Origin of the sequence: Mesorhizobium sp. NZP2077 (genome assembly GCF_013170805.1) — a bacterium.
Lineage (GTDB): Bacteria > Pseudomonadota > Alphaproteobacteria > Rhizobiales > Rhizobiaceae > Mesorhizobium.
The window spans coordinates 7,106,916-7,124,718 of sequence record NZ_CP051293.1 but is presented as its reverse complement, the minus strand read 5'-3'; the positions used below and the strand labels follow the sequence as shown (position 1 = coordinate 7,124,718).

Sequence of the window (17,803 nt, the reverse complement as noted above, 5' to 3'; positions counted from 1 at the left end):
ATCATTCGTTGTTAAACGAGACCGGAATGAGGCAGGTGAGTCAATCAAACTCCCGCTGCTTTTCTTTCATGAATGAAAGGAAATTAGGCTCTCATGATAGTATTTTATCAGTTTTTCAGATGTTTTCCGGCAGATAGATCTCAAACGGCAGAAAAGTCTGCCCAAGCGTCTCCGAAGTGCCGACCTTGATGGCCTGGGCCATCAGCGTCATCAGTTCCTGGCAAAGCAGGCGCTGGGGCGTGGCGACCGACATCGTGATCATGCCATCTGCGAGTGCTGCCCGTGACTCCGGCGTGATCTCGTTAACGATCGCGACGAGACCCCGGCTTTCGCCTTCTTCACGGAGCGCGGAGATCGCTCCCTCCATACCTCCGCCGGCCACATAGAAGCCGGTGAGTTCGGGTTCCCGTTGCATGAGATCCAGCGTGGCCTCGTAGGTGATCTGCCGTGCCTCAAGGTTCACGAGCGGATCGAGCAGCTCGAATGCCGGTGCATTCTCACGGAAATAGGAGCGAAAGCCGACCTCCCGCAGCTCCTGCCCCTGAAAACGGTGGCTGCCGACAAAAACCGCCACCTTGCCCGGCCGTCTTGCGACCTTTGAAAGCATCCACGCTGTCGTCCGCCCGACCTTGCGGTTGTCGAGGCCGATATAACCCTCACGAACACCTTCGGCGAAATCGGAAAGCAGCGAGAAAACGGGGATGCCTTTTGCCTTGAGTTCTTGGACGGCTGCCGTGATCGCCGGATGGTCCGGCGCAACCATGGCGATCGCGTGGCAGCGCGCGCCGAATTCCTTGAGCAGTGGAACAAGGTCGCACGGCATGTGCGACGGCGCGAATTCGATGAGCGAAGTGCCATGGAAGCACTTCGCCGCGTTGACCGCCACTTCGGCCTCACGCGCGAAGCCCTGGTAGAAGTGGTGAGTCGGTTTTCTCAAGATGAAGCCAAGCCGATATTGCGGCAGGTCCGGCTGCAGGCGCTGCTTGATAAGACCTGCGGCGTGATATCCGATGGCCTGTGCGGCCGCTAAGACCCGCTGCGCAGTCTCCTTCCGCACCGGATGACGGGCATTCAGAACTCGGTCAACGGTGGCAACACTTACCCCTGCTTCCCGGGCGATATCAGCAATTATAGGTCGCTTCGCCATTGTTCGAGTCCGATTAAACGACATCAAGAGTCCCGGCAAAGGTCGGTTCAGTAAAATCTGTCATTCCTGCATTGATCCTGTTCGCTACCGAATTCTTGTCGTGGCATGGTGCGAGGTAGAAGCCGAAACGTGGAGCGTGGGCGAATTGTTCAGCCGTGCCGACGGCTCCAACCCAGCTCCGCGCCCGGTTCCACGAACCGTCGCAAACTTCGGAAGCATTAAGCGCATCATCGAGGACTTGTGCGTCGTGACCGGTGCAAGACCTTCGCAAGGCGCAGATGATTTTGCACCCACTGCATTTCGGGATTCTTGATTTCATCGGCCCGCGAGAGTTTGTTTGGAACCCGCGGCCCGATCGTCCGGCGTTTGCGACCAGCCAGGCGATTCAACCGGCAGCGATGCTGCCGAGTTGCTCGGCGCGGGCGTTATCAGTGGCTGGCCGGTTGATGTCTCGGCAGGCTGGTGGCCGGAGAATGCAGCTTTCAATTGCGCCTGATCCAGTTCGCCTTCCCAGCGGGCGACGACGAGCGATGCCACCGCGTTACCGACCAAATTCGTCAGTGCCCTGCATTCCGACATGAAGCGGTCGACGCCAAGGATCAGCGCCATTCCAGCAACGGGAACAGCCGGCACTACGGAGAGCGTAGCGGCCAACGTGATGAAGCCGGCACCTGTGACACCTGCTGCACCCTTCGAGGAAAGCATCGCGACGAGCAACAGCAGGACCTGATCGCTAACTGACAAATCCGTATTCGTCGCCTGCGCGATGAAAAGGGCCGCGAGGGTCATGTAGATATTGGTGCCATCCAGATTGAAGGAATATCCGGTCGGGATGACCAAGCCCACGACCGAGCGCTTGGCGCCGGCCTTTTCCATTTTCTCCATGAGAGAGGGCAGCGCAGCCTCGGAGGAGGACGTTCCGAGGACCAGCAGCAGCTCCTCCTTTATGTAGCGGATAAGAGAAAAGATCGAGAAGCCGTTGTAGCGACAGACTGCACCGAGAACCCCGAATACGAAGAGCAAGGCCGTGAGATAGAAGGTCCCGACCAGCATCGCAAGGTTGGCTACCGAACCGATGCCATATTTGCCAATCGTGAAGGCCATTGCTCCGAAAGCGCCGATCGGCGCGGCTTTCATCAGGATGCCGACCAATTTGAAAACGGGTGCGGTGAGGTCCTGAAGGAAGGAAAGAACCGATTTGCCCGATTCTCCGACCATCGCCAGCGCGATGCCGAAGAGGACGGAGAAGAACAACACCTGTAGAATGTCGCCTTCCACAAAGGCGCCGACAATCGTGGTCGGGATCATGTTCATCAGGAAGCCGGTCACGGACTGCTCATGGGCCTTTGAGGCATAGCCATTGACGGCTTGGACGTCGAGCGAGGTCAGATCGATGTTGAGGCCGGCGCCAGGCTGAATGACATTGCCGACGATGAGGCCGACGATAAGCGCGAGCGTCGAGAAGGTGAAGAAATAGAGCATCGCCTTGCCGGCAACACGGCCGACCTTCTGAAGATCGCTCATGCCGGCAATTCCAGTCGACACGGTCAGAAAGATAACGGGCGCGATGATCATCTTGACGAGCTTGATGAAGGCATCGCCGAGCGGCTTCAGGTTTTCTCCGATCTGCGGATAAAAATGGCCAACCGCAACTCCGAGGAGGATTGCGACAAGCACCTGCACGTAAGGCTTGGCAAAAAGGGTCTTGCGGGGTGCGCGCTTTACGCTTGGAGCCAGTGGGGTCAACATGTAAGTTTTCTCTCCCTGACCGGTTTGGGGCGGGCTCTTCCTCCCCGCGGCTTCTCCCATCGCGGCGCCCCGGTCGAACGCCGCTGCGTTGTTGACCGCAAGAGCCGTGCCAAGCCAAGAGAGCGCGGAGCCTCAGGTATCTTCAACAGATCGCGCAGCAAGATTGTGCGGTTTTCCGCACGGATCGCCTTCCCTTCTGGCGGAACCCCGCACTATGGTTCGTCAATGATCGGTTTTAAGAATGCGATGGCAGAAGAAGAAGACATTGGTAATGGCGCCTTCCAGCGCGCCCCATTGGTCTTCCCTGGTAAATCCGGCGGTCGATCTCTCTGGCTTGTGGTTGTGCTTGTAATTCTTGGTGCGGCGCTCTGTTTCGTCGTCTTTGCAACGGGACGCATCGCCGGCACCAGAGCAGAGTATGCCCTACGCGACCGTGCTCTTGCCGCGTTCCCGCTTGCAGCCGACAGTTTGAAAGGAGAGATCGAGAAGCAGCGCGTGATTCCGCTGGTTCTGGCACGCGACGGTGCGGTTCAGGAGATGCTTCGCAGCCCGAGCACTGCCAACGAAGCCACGCTTGATGAGAAGCTTCGCGCCATCGCGCGCGACGCCGGCTCTTCTATACTCTACATCATAAATCCTGACGGCATAGCGGTTGCTGCGAGCAACGCCGGCGAGCCGACCAGTTTCGTCGGCAGCGATTACCGCTTTCGCCACTACTTCACCGAGGCGATGGCGGATGGCGCGGCTATGCAATATGCGCTCGGCACGGTTAGCGCGCGCCCTGGTCTCTATCTGTCGAGCCGGGTCGATGGGCCGGAGGGGCCGCTCGGTGTGGTTGTGGTGAAGGTGGAGCTCGACCGCGTCGAGTCGCGTTGGCTGGAGAGCGGCTTCGTGGTCTTCACGACCGATGAGCGAGGCGTGGTTCTTGCCACGAGCGTGCCCCAATGGCGTTTTGGCGCTCTCTCACCGCTTTCCGCAAAGGAGAAGCAAACCGCTCGCGATCGTCTGCAGCTACCGGGCGTGACTTTCGAGCCGGTGCCGCTTTCCCGCCGCGGCGACAACCTGGTCACCGCAACTCCTGAGAGTCGATCAGCCGGTTTCGTTGCGGTTTCGCAGGATCTCGGCAAAGCAGTTCCGGGCTGGCGCATGTCGTTGCTCATCCCCGCCGACGCCGAGATATCCTCGGCGGTCATGACAGCCCGCGTGACGACGCTGCTTGCCCTCGTTCTCGTTGGATTCGTCATTTTCATCATTGTTCGACGGCGGCGGGCGGCCCGGCAGCGGCAAGAAGTGCTTGTGTTGCTGAATGCGGAACTGGAGCATCGCGTCGAACTGCGCACGGCGGAGCTCCAGAGCTCGAACGAGGCGCTCGCCGGTGAGATCGCCGAGCGAGAGAACGCTGAAGAAAGAGTGCGTCGCCTGCGCGATGAACTCGCCCAGGCGAACCGCTTGTCAATCCTGGGACAGATAACGGCCGGGGTCGCCCACGAGATCAACCAGCCGGTCGCCGCAATCCGCACCTATGCTGAAAATGCCGCGCGTCTTCTAGGGATCGGCCGGTCGCAAGACACCGCCGAGAATCTGACCTCGATCGTCGCCATGACCGGCAGGATCGGCACGATCACTGAAACGCTAAGGTCCTTTTCCCGCCGCGCCAGCGGATCGATGGGACCGATACTGGCGGACGACGCGATCGACGGCGCTCTGTCGCTTCTTTCAGGCCGAATTCGCGATTCCGGGGTGACGATTGAACGGAAGCGGATCGATCCGCCTCCAATTGTCATGGCAAGCCGCATGCGACTGGAGCAGATACTCGTCAACCTTCTCCAGAACGCGCTTGACGCTCTGAAAGATCAACCGGATCCCCGCGTCGAGATAGCGCTCGCCGAAAACGCGGAAATGGTCGCTATTTCCCTTCGGGACAACGGCCCCGGCCTTGCCCCCGACATTCGCGGGAGCCTCTTCATGCCGTTCGTTACCAACAAGGAAAAGGGTCTCGGTCTTGGCCTGGTCATTTCGCAAGAGATCGCACGTGAGCTCGGCGGCTCGTTGCGGCATGATGATACCGGCCACGGGACAGGGACTTCCTTCACGGTCGAGCTGAGGCGAGCGGCATGAGTGCTGAATCAGGACCGGTCATTTTTATCGACGATGACGAGGATGTGCTTCGCGCAGCCACGCAGATGCTGAAGCTTGCCTCGTTCTCACCGAGCGTGTTCGGTTCGGCCGAGGCCGCACTCGCCAGAATCGACGGGAACTTCGATGGCCCTGTCGTGAGTGACATCCGTATGCCCGGGCTGAACGGACTTCAGCTCTTCGAGCGAGTGAAGGCGATTGACCCGGAAATCCCGGTTGTCCTGATCACCGGGCATGCCGACGTCGAGCTGGCCGTTGCCGCCATCAAGGATGGCGCCTACGATTTCATCTCGAAGCCATATGCGAACGACCGGCTTCTCGTGACGCTGCATCGCGCTTCGGAAAAACGGCGCCTGGTCCTGGAAAACAGACGTCTTAGGGATGCGGTTGTCCGATCTGCGGGCGATATCCCGCTGATAGGGGAGGCACCGACCATGATTCGATTGCGCGAAACTCTCCGCCAGATCGCCGATACCGATGTGGATGTCCTTGTGGAAGGCGAGACGGGCACGGGCAAGGAGGTGGTCGCGGATCTGCTTCACCGCTGGAGCAGACGACGCACGAAGCCCTTCGTTGCCCTGAATTGTGGAGCGCTGCCCGAAAGCGTCATCGATAGCGAACTTTTCGGGCACGAGGCAGGCGCCTTTACTGGCGCGCAGAGGCGCAGGACCGGTCGCATCGAGCATTCGAACGGAGGGACGCTCTTCCTCGACGAAATCGAGTCGATGCCGCCAGCACTCCAGGTGAAGCTCCTGAGGGTGCTTGAGACCCGGCAGATCACGCCGCTCGGCACGAACGAAACCCGCAGCGTCGACCTTCGTGTCGTGTCGGCTACGAAGGCCGATCTCGGCGATCCGGCCGCTCGCGGAGATTTCCGGGAAGACCTTTATTTCCGGCTCAATGTGGTGACGCTCCGTATCCCGCCGCTTCGCGAAAGGCGCGAAGACATCCCGATGCTCTTTGGGCATTTCCTGGAACGCGCCTCCAAACGCTTCAGCAGGCCAGTTCCGGACATAAGCGCTGGCGTGCGCGATCGCCTCGTGAGCCACAATTGGCCCGGCAATGTCCGTGAACTCGTGCATTTCGCCGATCGCGTTGCATTGGGACTCGAAGGGCTAGGCACGCCCATTGCGTCAGGTCGAAAGGAACAAGCGGTATCAAGCCTCCCCTTGTCCGAGAAGGTCAGCCTTTATGAGGCGACTGTCATCCGCGATGCCTTGCAGGAATGCGGCGGCGACGTGAGGTGCACGATCGAAGTCCTGGGAGTTCCCCGCAAGACCTTCTACGACAAGCTGAAACGACATGGGATAGACGCGGCCGATTATCGAAAAACCGCCATTGGCTGAAGCCTTCTTGCTCGCATGTCGCGGAAAAGAAATTTCGCCATTCTCATCCGACTCAAAGGATGCACTATGGGCCAGGTTCTGCATGGAGCGCCACAACGACAGAGGCGATCCGTCGAGCGATACAACATAGTGAAGCGAGCCTGAGGTCGCTTTCGAAGCGCTATGGCATCAACCCCAAGACGGTCGCGAAGTGGAGAAGCGGAATTCGACCGCCGATCTGTCCACCGGCCCCAGGGAGGCGACAGTTCTGTCTGCCGAGGAAGAGGACCGTTGTTGTGGCCTTCCGCCGCAACAGGCTGCTGCCGCTCGACGATTGCCTCTACGAGTTGCAGCCGACGTCCCGCATCTGACGCGCTCTTCATTGCACCGCTGGCTGCAGGCAAGCATCGGCCGATTGCCAGATGTCGACGGCGACAGGCCGGCGAGAAGAGTCGAGAGAATGAACCGGACCATCAAGACGCAACCGTCAAGCGCTTCCACTACGACGATCGCGACCAACTGCGTCGGCATCTTGCCGACTTCGTCGCGGCCTACAATTTCGGCCGCAAGCTGAAGACCCTCAAGGGCCTCACGCCCTGCGAGTTCATCTGGAAGGCATGGGCTTCCCAGCCCGAGCGTTCACTTTCAATCCGCTCCAGCAAATGCCGGGACTAAACATTTAGCAAATGGCGGATGAGGTGCACGATGCAAGTTAGCACGTCGCCTGGGGAAAGGTGCGCCGATCGCCTCCCTCTTGGCCAACCAGTTCCAGCTTGCCTTACCAGGCCCCGCCAATCTCGTTGCGTTCTTGTTTAGCATTGCAACAGATCCTTCAAAGAAATTCATGGAATCGTTGCGAGCGCAAATCGCTGTCAATGGTACGCTCATCACAACTTTCGAGATCAGTGGCGGCAGAAATCTGGTGTCGTTTTATGTTCCGCCGCCAAACAGCATTTACGAAGAGCGCGAAATGACAAAGTCAGCAGGAGGAGGCACCAGCCATGCGCACATCGATTACACCCAAGTCGCCTGCGGATATTGGCTACGACGACGATGCCATCGGCTTTGATGGCCGAAGTTGCGCCGTCGTTCAGGCTCTCACTGGGCAGTCGCCCGACATAAGCCAGGGCGTTGATGAAGGACGATGGCAGGATCTCGAGCAAGGGCGGGATCAGGGCCTCATGTTTGGATTCGCATGTTTTCGATCTCCGACCGAAAGGCATCATCAAGATGCTTGATCTCTTACGCCCGATATACCGCAAGACGGGGACATACGGACACTTCGGCCGTGAAGAGCCTGAGCTCACCTGGGAGAAGACGGACAAAGCCGACGACTTGCTGCGTGAAGCAGGACCGGCAGCCGCGTGAGGGCTGATGGATCAAGCGCATGCGGCAACCCATTTCAACTCGCTAGGCCCGCGCCCGGCCGCGGCACGCGCTTCGACATCATGCTGACGGCTGTGTGACCGACACGGGCGGTTACCGGAAAGGCGACAAAAAAGTGCGTTACGAGATCGTTATCATCGGAGGAGCCATCGTCGGCTCTTCGATCGCCTACTATCTGCGTGAAGAAGGGTTTTCCGGCTCGATCGCGCTGATCGAGCGCGATCCGCAGTTCGCGCACGCGGCAACGACGTTGTCCTGCGCCTCCATTCGCCAGCAATTCTCGATCCCGCAGAACATCCGCCTGTCGCAGTTCACGCTGAAACTGTTCCGACGGCTGAAGGAAACCTTTGGAGCTGACGCCGATATCGGTTTCCGCGAGGGCGGCTTTCTCATTCTCGCCAGCGAGAACGGTCTGCCGATCCTCAAAGCCAATCACGAGGCGCAGAAGGCCGAGAGCGCTGACATCGTGCTGGAGGACGCCGACCAGCTTACCCGCCGCTTCCCTTGGCTGTCGACCGAAGATATATCCGCCGGCGCCTATGGCCGCAGCGGCGAAGGCTGGTTCGACGCGCATGCGATGCTGACGCTGTTCCGCAAGGCGTTGCGCAGCAAGAACGTGGACTTTATGACCGCCTCGGTCATCGGCATCGAGCGACAGGGCCACCGTGTCACCAGCGTCAGGCTCGACAATGGCGAGACGATCGAAGCCGGCACCGTCATCAATGCCGCCGGGCCGAATGCCGGCAAGGTCGCTGCCATGGCCGGGCTGGCGCTGCCTGTGGAGCCGCGCAAGCGCAACGTCTTCGTCTTCGAGGCGCGCGACAAATATTCTGATATGCCGCTGCTGGTCGATCCCTCCGGCATCTATGTCCGGCCGGAAGGCTCGGTCTATCTCACCGGCGGCGCCGAAACGGAAGAGGGCGACGGCCCGGCCGACCCCACCGATTTCGAGGTCGACTGGCCGCTGTTCGAAGAGGTGATTTGGCCGGTGCTGGCGACCCGCATTCCGGCCTTCGAGGCCATCAAGCCTACCCGCGCCTGGGCCGGGCACTACGATTACAACACGCTCGACCAGAACGCGGTGATCGGGCCGCACCCCAAGGTGAAAAATTTCCTCTTCGCCAACGGATTTTCAGGCCACGGTCTGCAGCAGGCCCCGGCGGTCGGCAAGGCGCTGGCCGAGCTTCTCGTGCATGGCGGCTACCGCACGGTCGATTGCTCCGCGTTTGGGTACATCCGTGTCGCCGAAGGGAGGGCGTTTAGGGAATTGAATGTGATCTAGCAACAACGGCGCCGCGACGGTCTCCTTTGGTGCCGGCGGGACAGAGGGGCGCGAAGGTTCGCGACAGGCGGTGCCCCGGTACAAAGGCCTTGATGTTTAGCTTGCCCTGTTCGGTTGGGATCTCCGCAATATCAATTTGGAAGAAGCCGATGCTTGCGCTGCAGACATAGGTGCAATGAAGAGCGCGTCAGATGCGGGATCGTCGGCTGCAAGGCCGTAGAGGCAATCGTCCAGCGGCAGCAGTGTGTTGCGGCGGAAGGCCACAACAACGGTCCTCTTCTACGGCAGACAGAACCTTCGATCTCGGCTCCCTGGGGCCGGTGGGCAGATCGGCGGTCGAACTCCGCTCCTCCACTTCGCGACCGTCTTGGGGTTGATGGCATAGCGCTTCGAAAGCGAGCTCAGGCTCGCTTACAGCTCGACGCATCGCCTCTTTCTTTGTGGCGCTCCCATGCAGAACCTGGCCCAGTCGAAACTTCGTGGCCGCGGCCCGCGCTCATGGCCGGCTCACTTAGGTCGATGCTGCGTGCTGTCACCGTGAGGTTCCGCTGGGGTTAGCGGTGCGTCGAGCACAGCGAGAGGGTTCACAGCCAACGCTCTGGAACCCATGTCACTAGCCATCCATGGCGTGGATGCGTTTCATCGAAACAGACGATTTTACCGATGTTACGGCACGATGCATAGAAAGAATTCAAGAATGTAGCAGCCTTAAGGAAAGTGGTTGATGTTTGCGTTGGCTCCGAAGAGCATTTTCTGGTCTGCGCGGAAGACCAGCCCAGGCGCGCGTCCATCGCGGCCATGCACTTCCGCGACAGACGCAAGCTACATCGCATTGGCACAGCACGACAATCTTCCCCGAATTGCGCAGGCGCTTGCCTCAAACGCAGCAGCAAAGCTGAGGCTTGTGGTGTTCTGGAGAGAGGCAATTTAGATGCTTGTTGATCGCTCAAGGAACGATCGGTTCGTTGTTTCTCGACGGCGCACGGGTCTCGGTGATTGCCTGTGGTCTCTCGCGTCGGCTTGGGACTACGCACATCGGACGGGACGAGCTTTAGCAATAGATTGGCGCGGCTCTTGTTACCTTGACAACCCGTTTGCGAATGCCTTTCCAGCTTTCTTCAAGCCAATTGAGAATATCGGTGGTGTACGGGTCATTTGCGATGACCAGATCAACCACGTCTCATTCCCTGGTCCCTTCTTCCCGTCGTGGTGGAACAAGCCATCCATCGACTGCGTGTACCGTCCGGATGAACAGATTTTCCAAGAACGTGACGAGCTTAACGATCTTTTCCAGGCCCAAGATGATTGTGAAGCCAACACGGTGGTGTGTGATGCTTGCTTGATGTGGCGCTGCGATGAAAAGGCCGAGCGAACCATATTTAGGAGCATCACACCGAGGGTCGAAATTGAGAATCGCATTGAAGCGCTCTACCAGGAACATTTTGACGGGCACAGCATAATTGGAGTCCATGTCCGCCACGGCAACGGCGAAGATATTATGGATCACGCACCTTTTTGGGCTGATCCGAAAGTTGCCTTAGAGCAGGTATGCACTGCCATCCGTATGGCCAAGGCGCAACCGCATTCAAGACCTGTAAGGGTGTTCTTGTGTACAGACAGCGCCAAGGTTGTTGATCACCTGTCGGGCGTATTTCCCGAACTTTTCACCGTCCCAAAACGCTTCCAGGCGGATCAGGCCGGCCCCTTACACAGTGCAGCACTGGGCACCGACGGGGGTTTTTCCGCTCTCGTTGAGATGTATCTCCTCGGTCGATGCGACACTGTTATTCGCTTTCCTCCGACTAGCGCCTTCACCCGCTATGCCCGCCTCTTCGTGCCACGAATTATCGAATTCGATTTGAATGACCCGCGTCGTTTGATCTTGATCGACAACTCTTTCGAACGTTCCCCGGCTCCATGAAAGGCTGGCATCCCGCTCGAACTCTCTCTTGCCTTCGCGAAGAGGCCCCCGTTCGCCCTGCCCAATGCGCCCCTTTCTCGCCACGCAATCCCGCCGCAGGCGAGCATTTTCATGGGCGCGTCAAAATCAAAAGGATTCAAGCTTGTCAAAGAGAAAAGTCGCTTTAATCACCGGAGTCACGGGGCAAGACGGTTCCTACCTCGCAGAATTGCTTTTAGAAAAGGGCTATTCTGTGCATGGGATAAAGAGACGATCGTCTCTTTTTAATACGGGCCGTATAGACCATCTCTATCATGACCCTCATGAAGGTGGCGTTGATCTTACACTTCACCACGGGGACTTGACAGACTCGTCCAGCCTTACGCGTGTCATCCAACTGGTTCAGCCGGACGAAATTTACAATTTGGCAGCTCAGAGCCACGTTGCAGTCTCCTTTGAAGAACCAGAATACACCGCGAACTCCGATGCCTTGGGTGCGCTGCGTATCCTCGAGGCAATTCGGATCCTGGGGCTCGTCGAGCATACGCGCTACTACCAAGCGTCGACGTCTGAGCTCTACGGGCTGGTGCGGGAAACGCCGCAGACCGAGACGACACCGTTCTACCCCCGATCACCCTACGCTGTTGCCAAATTGTATGCTCACTGGATCACCGTAAACTATCGAGAAGCTTACAATTTATATGCGTGTAACGGCATTTTATTTAATCATGAGTCACCCGCGCGCGGAGAAACATTTGTAACGCGCAAAATCACGCGCGCCCTGGCTCGGATCAAGCTTGGAATGCAGCGGACTCTATTCTTGGGCAACCTTAATGCGCGTCGCGATTGGGGGCACGCACGAGACTACGTCCAGATGCAGTGGTTGATGCTGCAGCAGGAGCAACCTGAAGACTTTGTGATCGCTAGCGGTGAGCAACATTCGGTGCGCGAATTCGTCAGCGTCGCGGCCGCTGAACTCGGCATCGGTGTTCGTTGGGTGGGGGAAGGGATCGACGAAGAGGGGTACGATGCAAAGACAGGAGCTCTGATCGTAAAAGTAGATCCCCGTTATTTTCGTCCTGCAGAAGTCGAGACACTTCTCGGCGATGCCCGCAAGGCGAAAGAAAAACTTGGGTGGGAGCCCAAAATCTCCTTCATCGAATTGGTTAGGGAGATGGTTCGGGAAGATTTGCGCATGGCAGAGCGTGACGCAGTGCTGATGAAGCAGGGTTATTATTCACACAGTCCACGAGAGTTATGCTGACAACGGCGGCGCCATGCTGGGTTGTTGTCAGTGCTATGGTGGCCTTCTTAAGGAGCGCTCAGAGCGTTAACAATGGAAAACAAAAAGATGAAGAAAGTCTATGTGGCAGGCCATCGCGGCCTTGTTGGATCCGCCACAATGAGAGCCCTCGAGGCGTTAGGATCCTATGAGATAATAACACGTACTCACGACGAACTGGATCTATTTGACCGGAGCGAGACGCGCAAGTTCTTCATGTCGCAGCGGCCAGATTACGTCGTTATGTGCGCCGCAAAGGTTGGTGGTATACTGGCGAACGCTAGCTCCCCTGTCGATTTCCTTCATAACAACTTAGCGATTCAACTCAGTGTTTTTGATGCCGCTTACGCGTCCGGCGTCGAACGGATGATTTTTCTTGGCTCCTCGTGTATCTATCCACGCGACTGTCCGCAGCCGATACGGGAGGAATACCTTCTCACCGGTCCGCTTGAAGCGACGAATCGTCCCTACGCTTTGGCAAAAATTGCAGGTGTCGAATCGTGCTGGTCTTTCAACCGGCAGTACAAGGCGCGCTATCTCGCGTTGATGCCGACCAATTTATATGGTCCCGGCGATAATTATCACCCCGAAAATTGTCACGTTCTGCCTGCTCTGATACGCCGCTTTCATCAAGCTAAAATGAACGGCGCCTCCTCTGTGGGGGTCTGGGGATCCGGAAATCCTCGGCGAGAGTTTATGTATTCGTCGGATGTAGGCGATGCCATTGCGTTCCTGCTTGGCCTGCCAGATTCGGATTTTGACGCCTTGACAGCCCCCGACACTGCGCCCCTGATTAATGTTGGCGTTGGTGAGGACGTCACAATTCGCGAGGTGGCGGAACTCGTCAAGGCGGCGGTCTGCTGGGAGGGCAATTTGGTGTTCGACACGACGAAGCCAGACGGTACTCCGCGCAAGCTACTGGACGTAACGCGCTTGCGTAACCTTGGCTGGAAAGCCAAAACGTCTCTTGGTGCCGGGTTGCAAGCGACGTATGAGGATTTTCTTCGCCTACATGCGGCTTGATGTGGAAGCGCGCATCCTGGTTGGACTGCATGTCCGACCGGGTGCAAGCTTGTTCAGTCAGGCCAAACAGAAGAGAGGGACGCATACATACCGAGGCGGCCGCAATATTGGCCTGTGCTAACGTTGCAGACCCGACCTCTCTGCGACCGGCGACGCAGAGGATCACCCAGAAGCTTGCCCAAGCCAATGGGAAGGGGGAAGGCCGCATAACCGGCCGCACCTGGAACGGCTGTGCGTGAGCGCCGTCCTCAAGCCGCCAGTTGGAACTGCTCGACCTCGCGGGAGCCGCTGCTTACGAAGCCGGCATCGACACGAAAGCCAACCAGGCCCGCATCATGCCTCGGGGCAGGCCTTATCCAAGGCGGTGCATGCGGAAATGGCGGACGTCGACGTATGCTTTTCAACTAGCGCTTAGCCGTTGTCCCGCTGCGTGGTGTAGCTGGCGGCATTGGTCGCCGTGCTCTCCGGCATGGGCCGGGCTGATCGGATTGGTTCAGTCTGCGTTGTTAGCGCCGGACTCACTCGCCTCAAGGTCATGGCGCCACAAGCGCGGATTCGCGGCGCCGTGGTGCGGGCGTTACAACTCATGCAGCAGCGGGTCTCGTTGATGGCGAAGCGGGCTGCCCTGAACCAAATCGCTCGCGTCTGCGGCGCGCCAAGCTGTCGCGCAACGCGATCATCCTGACGCTCTGGGATGGCAGTGGCAGGTGACCGCCTATGCGGTGAGCACGCTTGGCCTTAGCTCGATTGGCATCGACCCCAACCGGCCCTGATCATCATGCCGTGCCACTGCTTTACGGCCAAGTGAAGCCGATCAGCTGCGACCGGTCGCCGCGACAACCATGGCGCCAGACTATGGTCTGCTCGGCTGGTTCGAGCCCGTCGCCGCTGTGTTCATCCGCAGCATCGAATGCCATATCCGCTGCAGCCTCGAATGCAATAACCGTCGTAGCTTTTCAGAGCGCCTCTCGGAGTTGTTGAAAAACCCGGAAGTCAATTGCCCGTTTTACCTTTTCGGCAGTGTGGAGGCGTCTGGGAATGGCTCAAACGATTCCCCGTTTGGAATGCAATGTCTCGCCCAGTCCGACGAGACGGGCCGCGGCTTGACCCGTCGGCATGTCAATGACCGTGATTGCCCTTTCTGCAAGGAAGCGACGCTCGTTCTTGGTCAGCTGTGCTGTATCGATTGCCGCAAAATGTGGGCCATGGGAGCGCTTCATGATCTGTCGGGCATAGGTGCGCAGCATCTGATCATTGAAGCGGCAGCCGAGGAAGAAAAGACCACGGCTGGCTCGCCGTTCCTTCACCAGGTCAGGGATCGGCGTCTGGATGTCGATTTCGCTCAGCACTTCAACGTAGTCGGAATCTGCGACGAGGAAGTTTGCGGCCGGCCTGGCACCGCCGTGAGGGGCGTAGAGAACCGTCTTCGCCGCTGGTGCGGATTCGAGTAACATCCCGGACAAATCGTAGGCTTTCGTCCAAATGTCACCGATCTCGTGCGCCCGTGTTACGCCCTGTATTTCGACGACGTCCGTTCGGCGGGTCTGTATTAGGGCCGCGCGCATGGCACCGTCGTACCAGCTGTCGACGATCACGGAGAGCGGCAGCGTTGCAAGCCAGGCATGCAAGATGGTCGGCACCACCGGGGCCGCGAATATTTCGGCCATCCAAACTTGAAGCGTCCGGCGGTGCCGGCGCTGTTCGATATACTGCGCTACCGACCACATGTTGGTGCGAATCTTCGAAGGGGCTGGCGCGCGCTTGTTGAGCGCTGCGGCAACGGCTTCGGGGGTATGGGGTACGGGCGGTCCCGCGGAGCGGATCTCAAGCAGACCCGGGCCGAGATAGGGAATGACCTGATCGGCCGCGAGCCCTTTCTTCAAAAGGTCAAGCTGCCTTTCGGCAAAACTGTCCCGAATGACGACGAGATGGCCCGAGGTCATTGTGTTCATGCTCGTATCCCTTTGCCGCTCTCTTTGTGTAAACCCGAAGGTCAGTCCTCGTCGGAAATCTTCCTTGCTTCGACGGTAATCGGCAAAGGCGTATCCCGCGGAAGGTCGGGCAGGACTAACCGCCAGCCGTTCTTCAGCGTCACGGCCCCACCCCATAAGTGTTCGTTGTCGACCTTGATGATCGGCTCTTCGAGATCCTTTTTGGGAATATAGGCCGACAAGCCAGCACCGGTCCTGCGGATCATTACCCTCATCGGGCCGTTCCTTCGTCAAACCCAGCACCGATTTCGGCACTGCAACGAATCCCAGCCGTCTCAAGGCTCATGAGTTCCCGCGCACGCATGCCGACGACGGTGCCGCGATCAATCCATTCGACCGCATAGATGTAGAACTGCTGGAGAAAGGTGCCGATGTCGCGCACATAGCCCTCGTCGCCTTTGCGCACCAGATTTTCACCGATCTCCTTGCCCGGATAGGTGCCGTCATTTTTTATGTGGCGTGTGGCGCGGACCCGCTCACCCGGCATGAATCGCGGCGGTGTACGGATTTCGATGTCCTGTTCGCGTCCGAGGCTCATGGCCGTTCCTTTCTCTCGGCTGCAGCTTTCCAACAGGAGGTCAATGGTCCTGCGGAGGCGCCTCGACCGTGTCGGTAGCCGAAATGGAGGTCAGGCGGGGACGCAAGTTTTCGACACCGGACATACCGAGGCGCATTGCTGCGTTTCGAAGGTCCCCTCGCATTCGGTGCACTTTATCGGATCGATCACGTAGGTCTCGCCCTTGAACTTGATCGCGCCCGAAGGGCATTCAAACTCACAGGCACCGCACTGGGTGCATTGGGAAGCGATGATCTTAAAGGCCATTTTCAACTCCGGTTCGGTTAGAATGAGGCGGCTCAGGCCGTCGCAGCCAGTGGCTCACTCCCAAACTCGGCGGCGTAAAGCGCGCCGATCGCGGTCTCGATGTAGTCATACCCGTAAGCATCCGTTGCTCGGATCCCACCTTCCTTGAGACGATCCTTGGGGCAATTTCCAATTCTCGCGCACAGCACGATGTCTACGCCTTCGAGCGTAGAGATGACGCCGTCGAGGCTCTTGTCCTCGGCCCGGCCGCCGAGGCAATACTGCTCGACCTTGCGATGACCGACGAAGCTGATCCCTTTCGGCGAGGCCTCATAAACCTGGAATTCCTTCGCATGGCCGAAATGTTCGTTGATGCGGCCGCCACCCTTGGTCGCCACCGCGACCAGAAGCGATTTGCCGGAGCCCGCGGTCTTGACCATCCCGAGCGCCTCGCTCTTGGCCGCCATGCGGTCGCCCCGCTCGCGAGCGACCACTGCCCGATATGTCTCGCGCTTGCTGGCGTCGTACGTGACCTTGTCGGGAAGCCGGTCGAGCGTGAATTCCTGGCCACGATCCTCGCCGAGCAGGCCGACAGCATCGGCCCGGCACTGCCGGCAGTGGCGCATCAACTTGGCGCCGCCTTCGAGACGATCCTGAAGGGCCTTCAGCTCCATTGCCTTGGGGCCGCGCTGCCCGCTCAGGCCGTAATGCGTACCGTGTGCCGGGTCGGAAATCAGCGGCATGACATTGTGCAGGAACGCGCCGCGCTCCTTGACCCATTTATTCACCTCGATCAGGTGCTCATCGTTTACGCCGGGGATCATCACCGAATTGATCTTGGTGAGGATGCCGCGCGCCGTCAGCATCTCCAGCCCCGACATCTGTCGTTCGTGCAGGATCGTGGCTGCCTCAACGCCGGTATAACGGCGGTTGTCATAGAAGATCCATGGATAGATCTTGGCACCGATCCGCGGGTCGACCATGTTGATGGTGATCGTCACGTGATCGACATTCATTTCGGCAAGCTCGGCGACGCGGTCTGGCAGCGCGAGCCCGTTGGTTGAGATGCACAGCTTGATGTCGGCGATTTCCTTGGCGACCCGTTCGAATGTCGCCTTTGTGTTTTTCCAGTCGTAACAGGCATCGCCCGGTCCGGCGATGCCAAGCACGGAAAGCTGCGGCACTTCGTTGGCAACCCCGATCACCTTGCGCAGCGCCTGGTCGGGCGTCAGCCTTTCCGAAACCACCCCAGGCCGGCTTTCGTTGGCGCAGTCATATTTGCGATTGCAGTAGTTGCATTGAATATTGCAGGCTGGGGCGACCGCCACATGCATGCGCGCGAAATAGTGGTGCGCTTCCTCTGAAAAGCAGGGATGATCCTTGATCTTCTCCCAGACAGCCGAGTCCATCTCGTGCGGCTTTGCGGAGGAGCCGCAGGATGAAGATGCGCAGGCACCGGATTTCGCTCCCGCCGGCAACTGATCGAAGACAGTCGTGCCGGAAAGGCTCTGTAGCGAAATCATCGGTGCGGACATCGAACGGCTCCGTGCGTGGTGTGAACATCGCACTTCAGAGCGCAAGAGATATGCCAACTCGAAAAGCGGTCTTTATCCGTCATGCTGGCTTTACGTCGGCCTTTTGTGTCCAATTGTGTCCGTTTCCTGCGACACGGTTTTGTCAGGTCGCCGACAACGGTCAAAAGCAACGCGAAAAGGGACGTCTTGTCTCAGTTACGCCCGGTGCGGGCAGCAACCGCGCTCCCAAATGTGGTGTCATCAAT

At 58.7% G+C, this 17,803-nt stretch carries 14 protein-coding genes and 3 pseudogenes; 9 read left to right on the top strand and 8 right to left on the bottom strand.

The features are described 5' to 3' along the window. Positions 1-115: 115 nt before the first annotated feature. Positions 116-1,147, bottom strand: a complete 1,032-nt coding sequence (locus HGP13_RS34965) for a LacI family DNA-binding transcriptional regulator (protein ID WP_027056572.1) — start codon at positions 1,145-1,147, stop codon at positions 116-118. 315 nt (positions 1,148-1,462) lie between these two features. After that, positions 1,463-2,896, bottom strand: a complete 1,434-nt coding sequence (locus HGP13_RS34960) for a dicarboxylate/amino acid:cation symporter (RefSeq protein WP_172234416.1) — start codon at positions 2,894-2,896, stop codon at positions 1,463-1,465. A 225-nt stretch (positions 2,897-3,121) separates the two neighbouring features. On the opposite strand from HGP13_RS34960, the gene HGP13_RS34955 reads away from it, so the two are divergent. The 6 genes and pseudogenes from HGP13_RS34955 (at position 3,122) to HGP13_RS34930 (ending at position 9,025) form a co-directional block, all read left to right on the top strand. Beyond that, complete coding sequence (locus tag HGP13_RS34955) at positions 3,122-5,014, top strand: sensor histidine kinase (protein WP_246707233.1); 1,893 nt, start codon at positions 3,122-3,124, stop codon at positions 5,012-5,014. Further along, positions 5,011-6,378, top strand: a complete 1,368-nt coding sequence (locus HGP13_RS34950; protein WP_172234414.1) for a sigma-54 dependent transcriptional regulator — start codon at positions 5,011-5,013, stop codon at positions 6,376-6,378. Before HGP13_RS34955 ends, HGP13_RS34950 begins: the two co-directional genes overlap by 4 nt. A 66-nt stretch (positions 6,379-6,444) precedes the next feature. Next, a pseudogene (locus HGP13_RS34945) lies at positions 6,445-7,040 on the top strand (IS3 family transposase). A 71-nt stretch (positions 7,041-7,111) separates the two neighbouring features. Then, on the top strand, positions 7,112-7,426 hold the full coding sequence (locus HGP13_RS38385) for a hypothetical protein (protein ID WP_172234412.1): 315 nt from the start codon (positions 7,112-7,114) through the stop codon (positions 7,424-7,426). Positions 7,427-7,551: 125 nt separating this feature from the next. Beyond that, positions 7,552-7,725 (top strand): annotated as a pseudogene (locus HGP13_RS38380) (methionine adenosyltransferase domain-containing protein); the annotation flags it as partial. Between the two features lie 133 nt (positions 7,726-7,858). Continuing rightward, the gene (locus tag HGP13_RS34930; RefSeq protein ID WP_172234410.1) at positions 7,859-9,025 is read left to right on the top strand and encodes an FAD-binding oxidoreductase; all 1,167 of its coding nucleotides are present in this window, start codon (positions 7,859-7,861) and stop codon (positions 9,023-9,025) included. Between the two features lie 91 nt (positions 9,026-9,116). Here HGP13_RS34930 and HGP13_RS34925 read toward each other — a convergent pair. Continuing rightward, positions 9,117-9,494 (bottom strand): annotated as a pseudogene (locus tag HGP13_RS34925) (IS481 family transposase); the annotation flags it as partial. Between the two features lie 462 nt (positions 9,495-9,956). On the opposite strand from HGP13_RS34925, the gene HGP13_RS34920 reads away from it, so the two are divergent. The 3 genes from HGP13_RS34920 to HGP13_RS34910 all read left to right on the top strand — a co-directional run bounded on the left by HGP13_RS34920 (position 9,957) and on the right by HGP13_RS34910 (position 13,230). After that, positions 9,957-10,946, top strand: coding sequence for a nodulation protein NodZ (locus HGP13_RS34920; RefSeq protein ID WP_172234408.1), 990 nt, complete (start codon positions 9,957-9,959; stop codon positions 10,944-10,946). A gap of 142 nt (positions 10,947-11,088) precedes the next feature. Then, on the top strand, positions 11,089-12,189 hold the full coding sequence (gene gmd / locus HGP13_RS34915) for a GDP-mannose 4,6-dehydratase (RefSeq protein ID WP_172234406.1): 1,101 nt from the start codon (positions 11,089-11,091) through the stop codon (positions 12,187-12,189). 72 nt (positions 12,190-12,261) lie between these two features. Beyond that, positions 12,262-13,230 carry a GDP-L-fucose synthase gene (locus HGP13_RS34910; protein ID WP_172234404.1) on the top strand — a complete coding sequence of 323 codons (969 nt, stop codon included), beginning with the start codon at positions 12,262-12,264 and terminating at the stop codon, positions 13,228-13,230. 1,043 nt (positions 13,231-14,273) lie between these two features. Here the strand turns inward: HGP13_RS34910 and HGP13_RS34905 are convergent. The 5 genes from HGP13_RS34905 to nifB all read right to left on the bottom strand — a co-directional run bounded on the left by HGP13_RS34905 (position 14,274) and on the right by nifB (position 17,558). Continuing rightward, positions 14,274-15,182: an SIR2 family protein gene (locus HGP13_RS34905; RefSeq protein ID WP_172234402.1), complete on the bottom strand. Its 909-nt coding sequence runs from the start codon at positions 15,180-15,182 to the stop codon at positions 14,274-14,276. 41 nt (positions 15,183-15,223) lie between these two features. Beyond that, positions 15,224-15,436 (bottom strand): putative nitrogen fixation protein NifT, encoded by a 213-nt coding sequence (gene nifT, locus HGP13_RS34900; protein WP_097574884.1) that lies wholly within the window; start codon positions 15,434-15,436, stop codon positions 15,224-15,226. Further along, positions 15,433-15,759: a nitrogen fixation protein NifZ gene (locus HGP13_RS34895; RefSeq protein WP_097574885.1), complete on the bottom strand. Its 327-nt coding sequence runs from the start codon at positions 15,757-15,759 to the stop codon at positions 15,433-15,435. Before HGP13_RS34895 ends, nifT begins: the two co-directional genes overlap by 4 nt. 90 nt (positions 15,760-15,849) lie before the next feature. Beyond that, on the bottom strand, positions 15,850-16,044 hold the full coding sequence (locus tag HGP13_RS34890) for a 4Fe-4S dicluster domain-containing protein (protein WP_027056561.1): 195 nt from the start codon (positions 16,042-16,044) through the stop codon (positions 15,850-15,852). 32 nt (positions 16,045-16,076) lie between these two features. Further along, positions 16,077-17,558, bottom strand: a complete 1,482-nt coding sequence (gene nifB, locus HGP13_RS34885) for a nitrogenase cofactor biosynthesis protein NifB (protein ID WP_172234400.1) — start codon at positions 17,556-17,558, stop codon at positions 16,077-16,079. Positions 17,559-17,803: the final 245 nt, after the last annotated feature.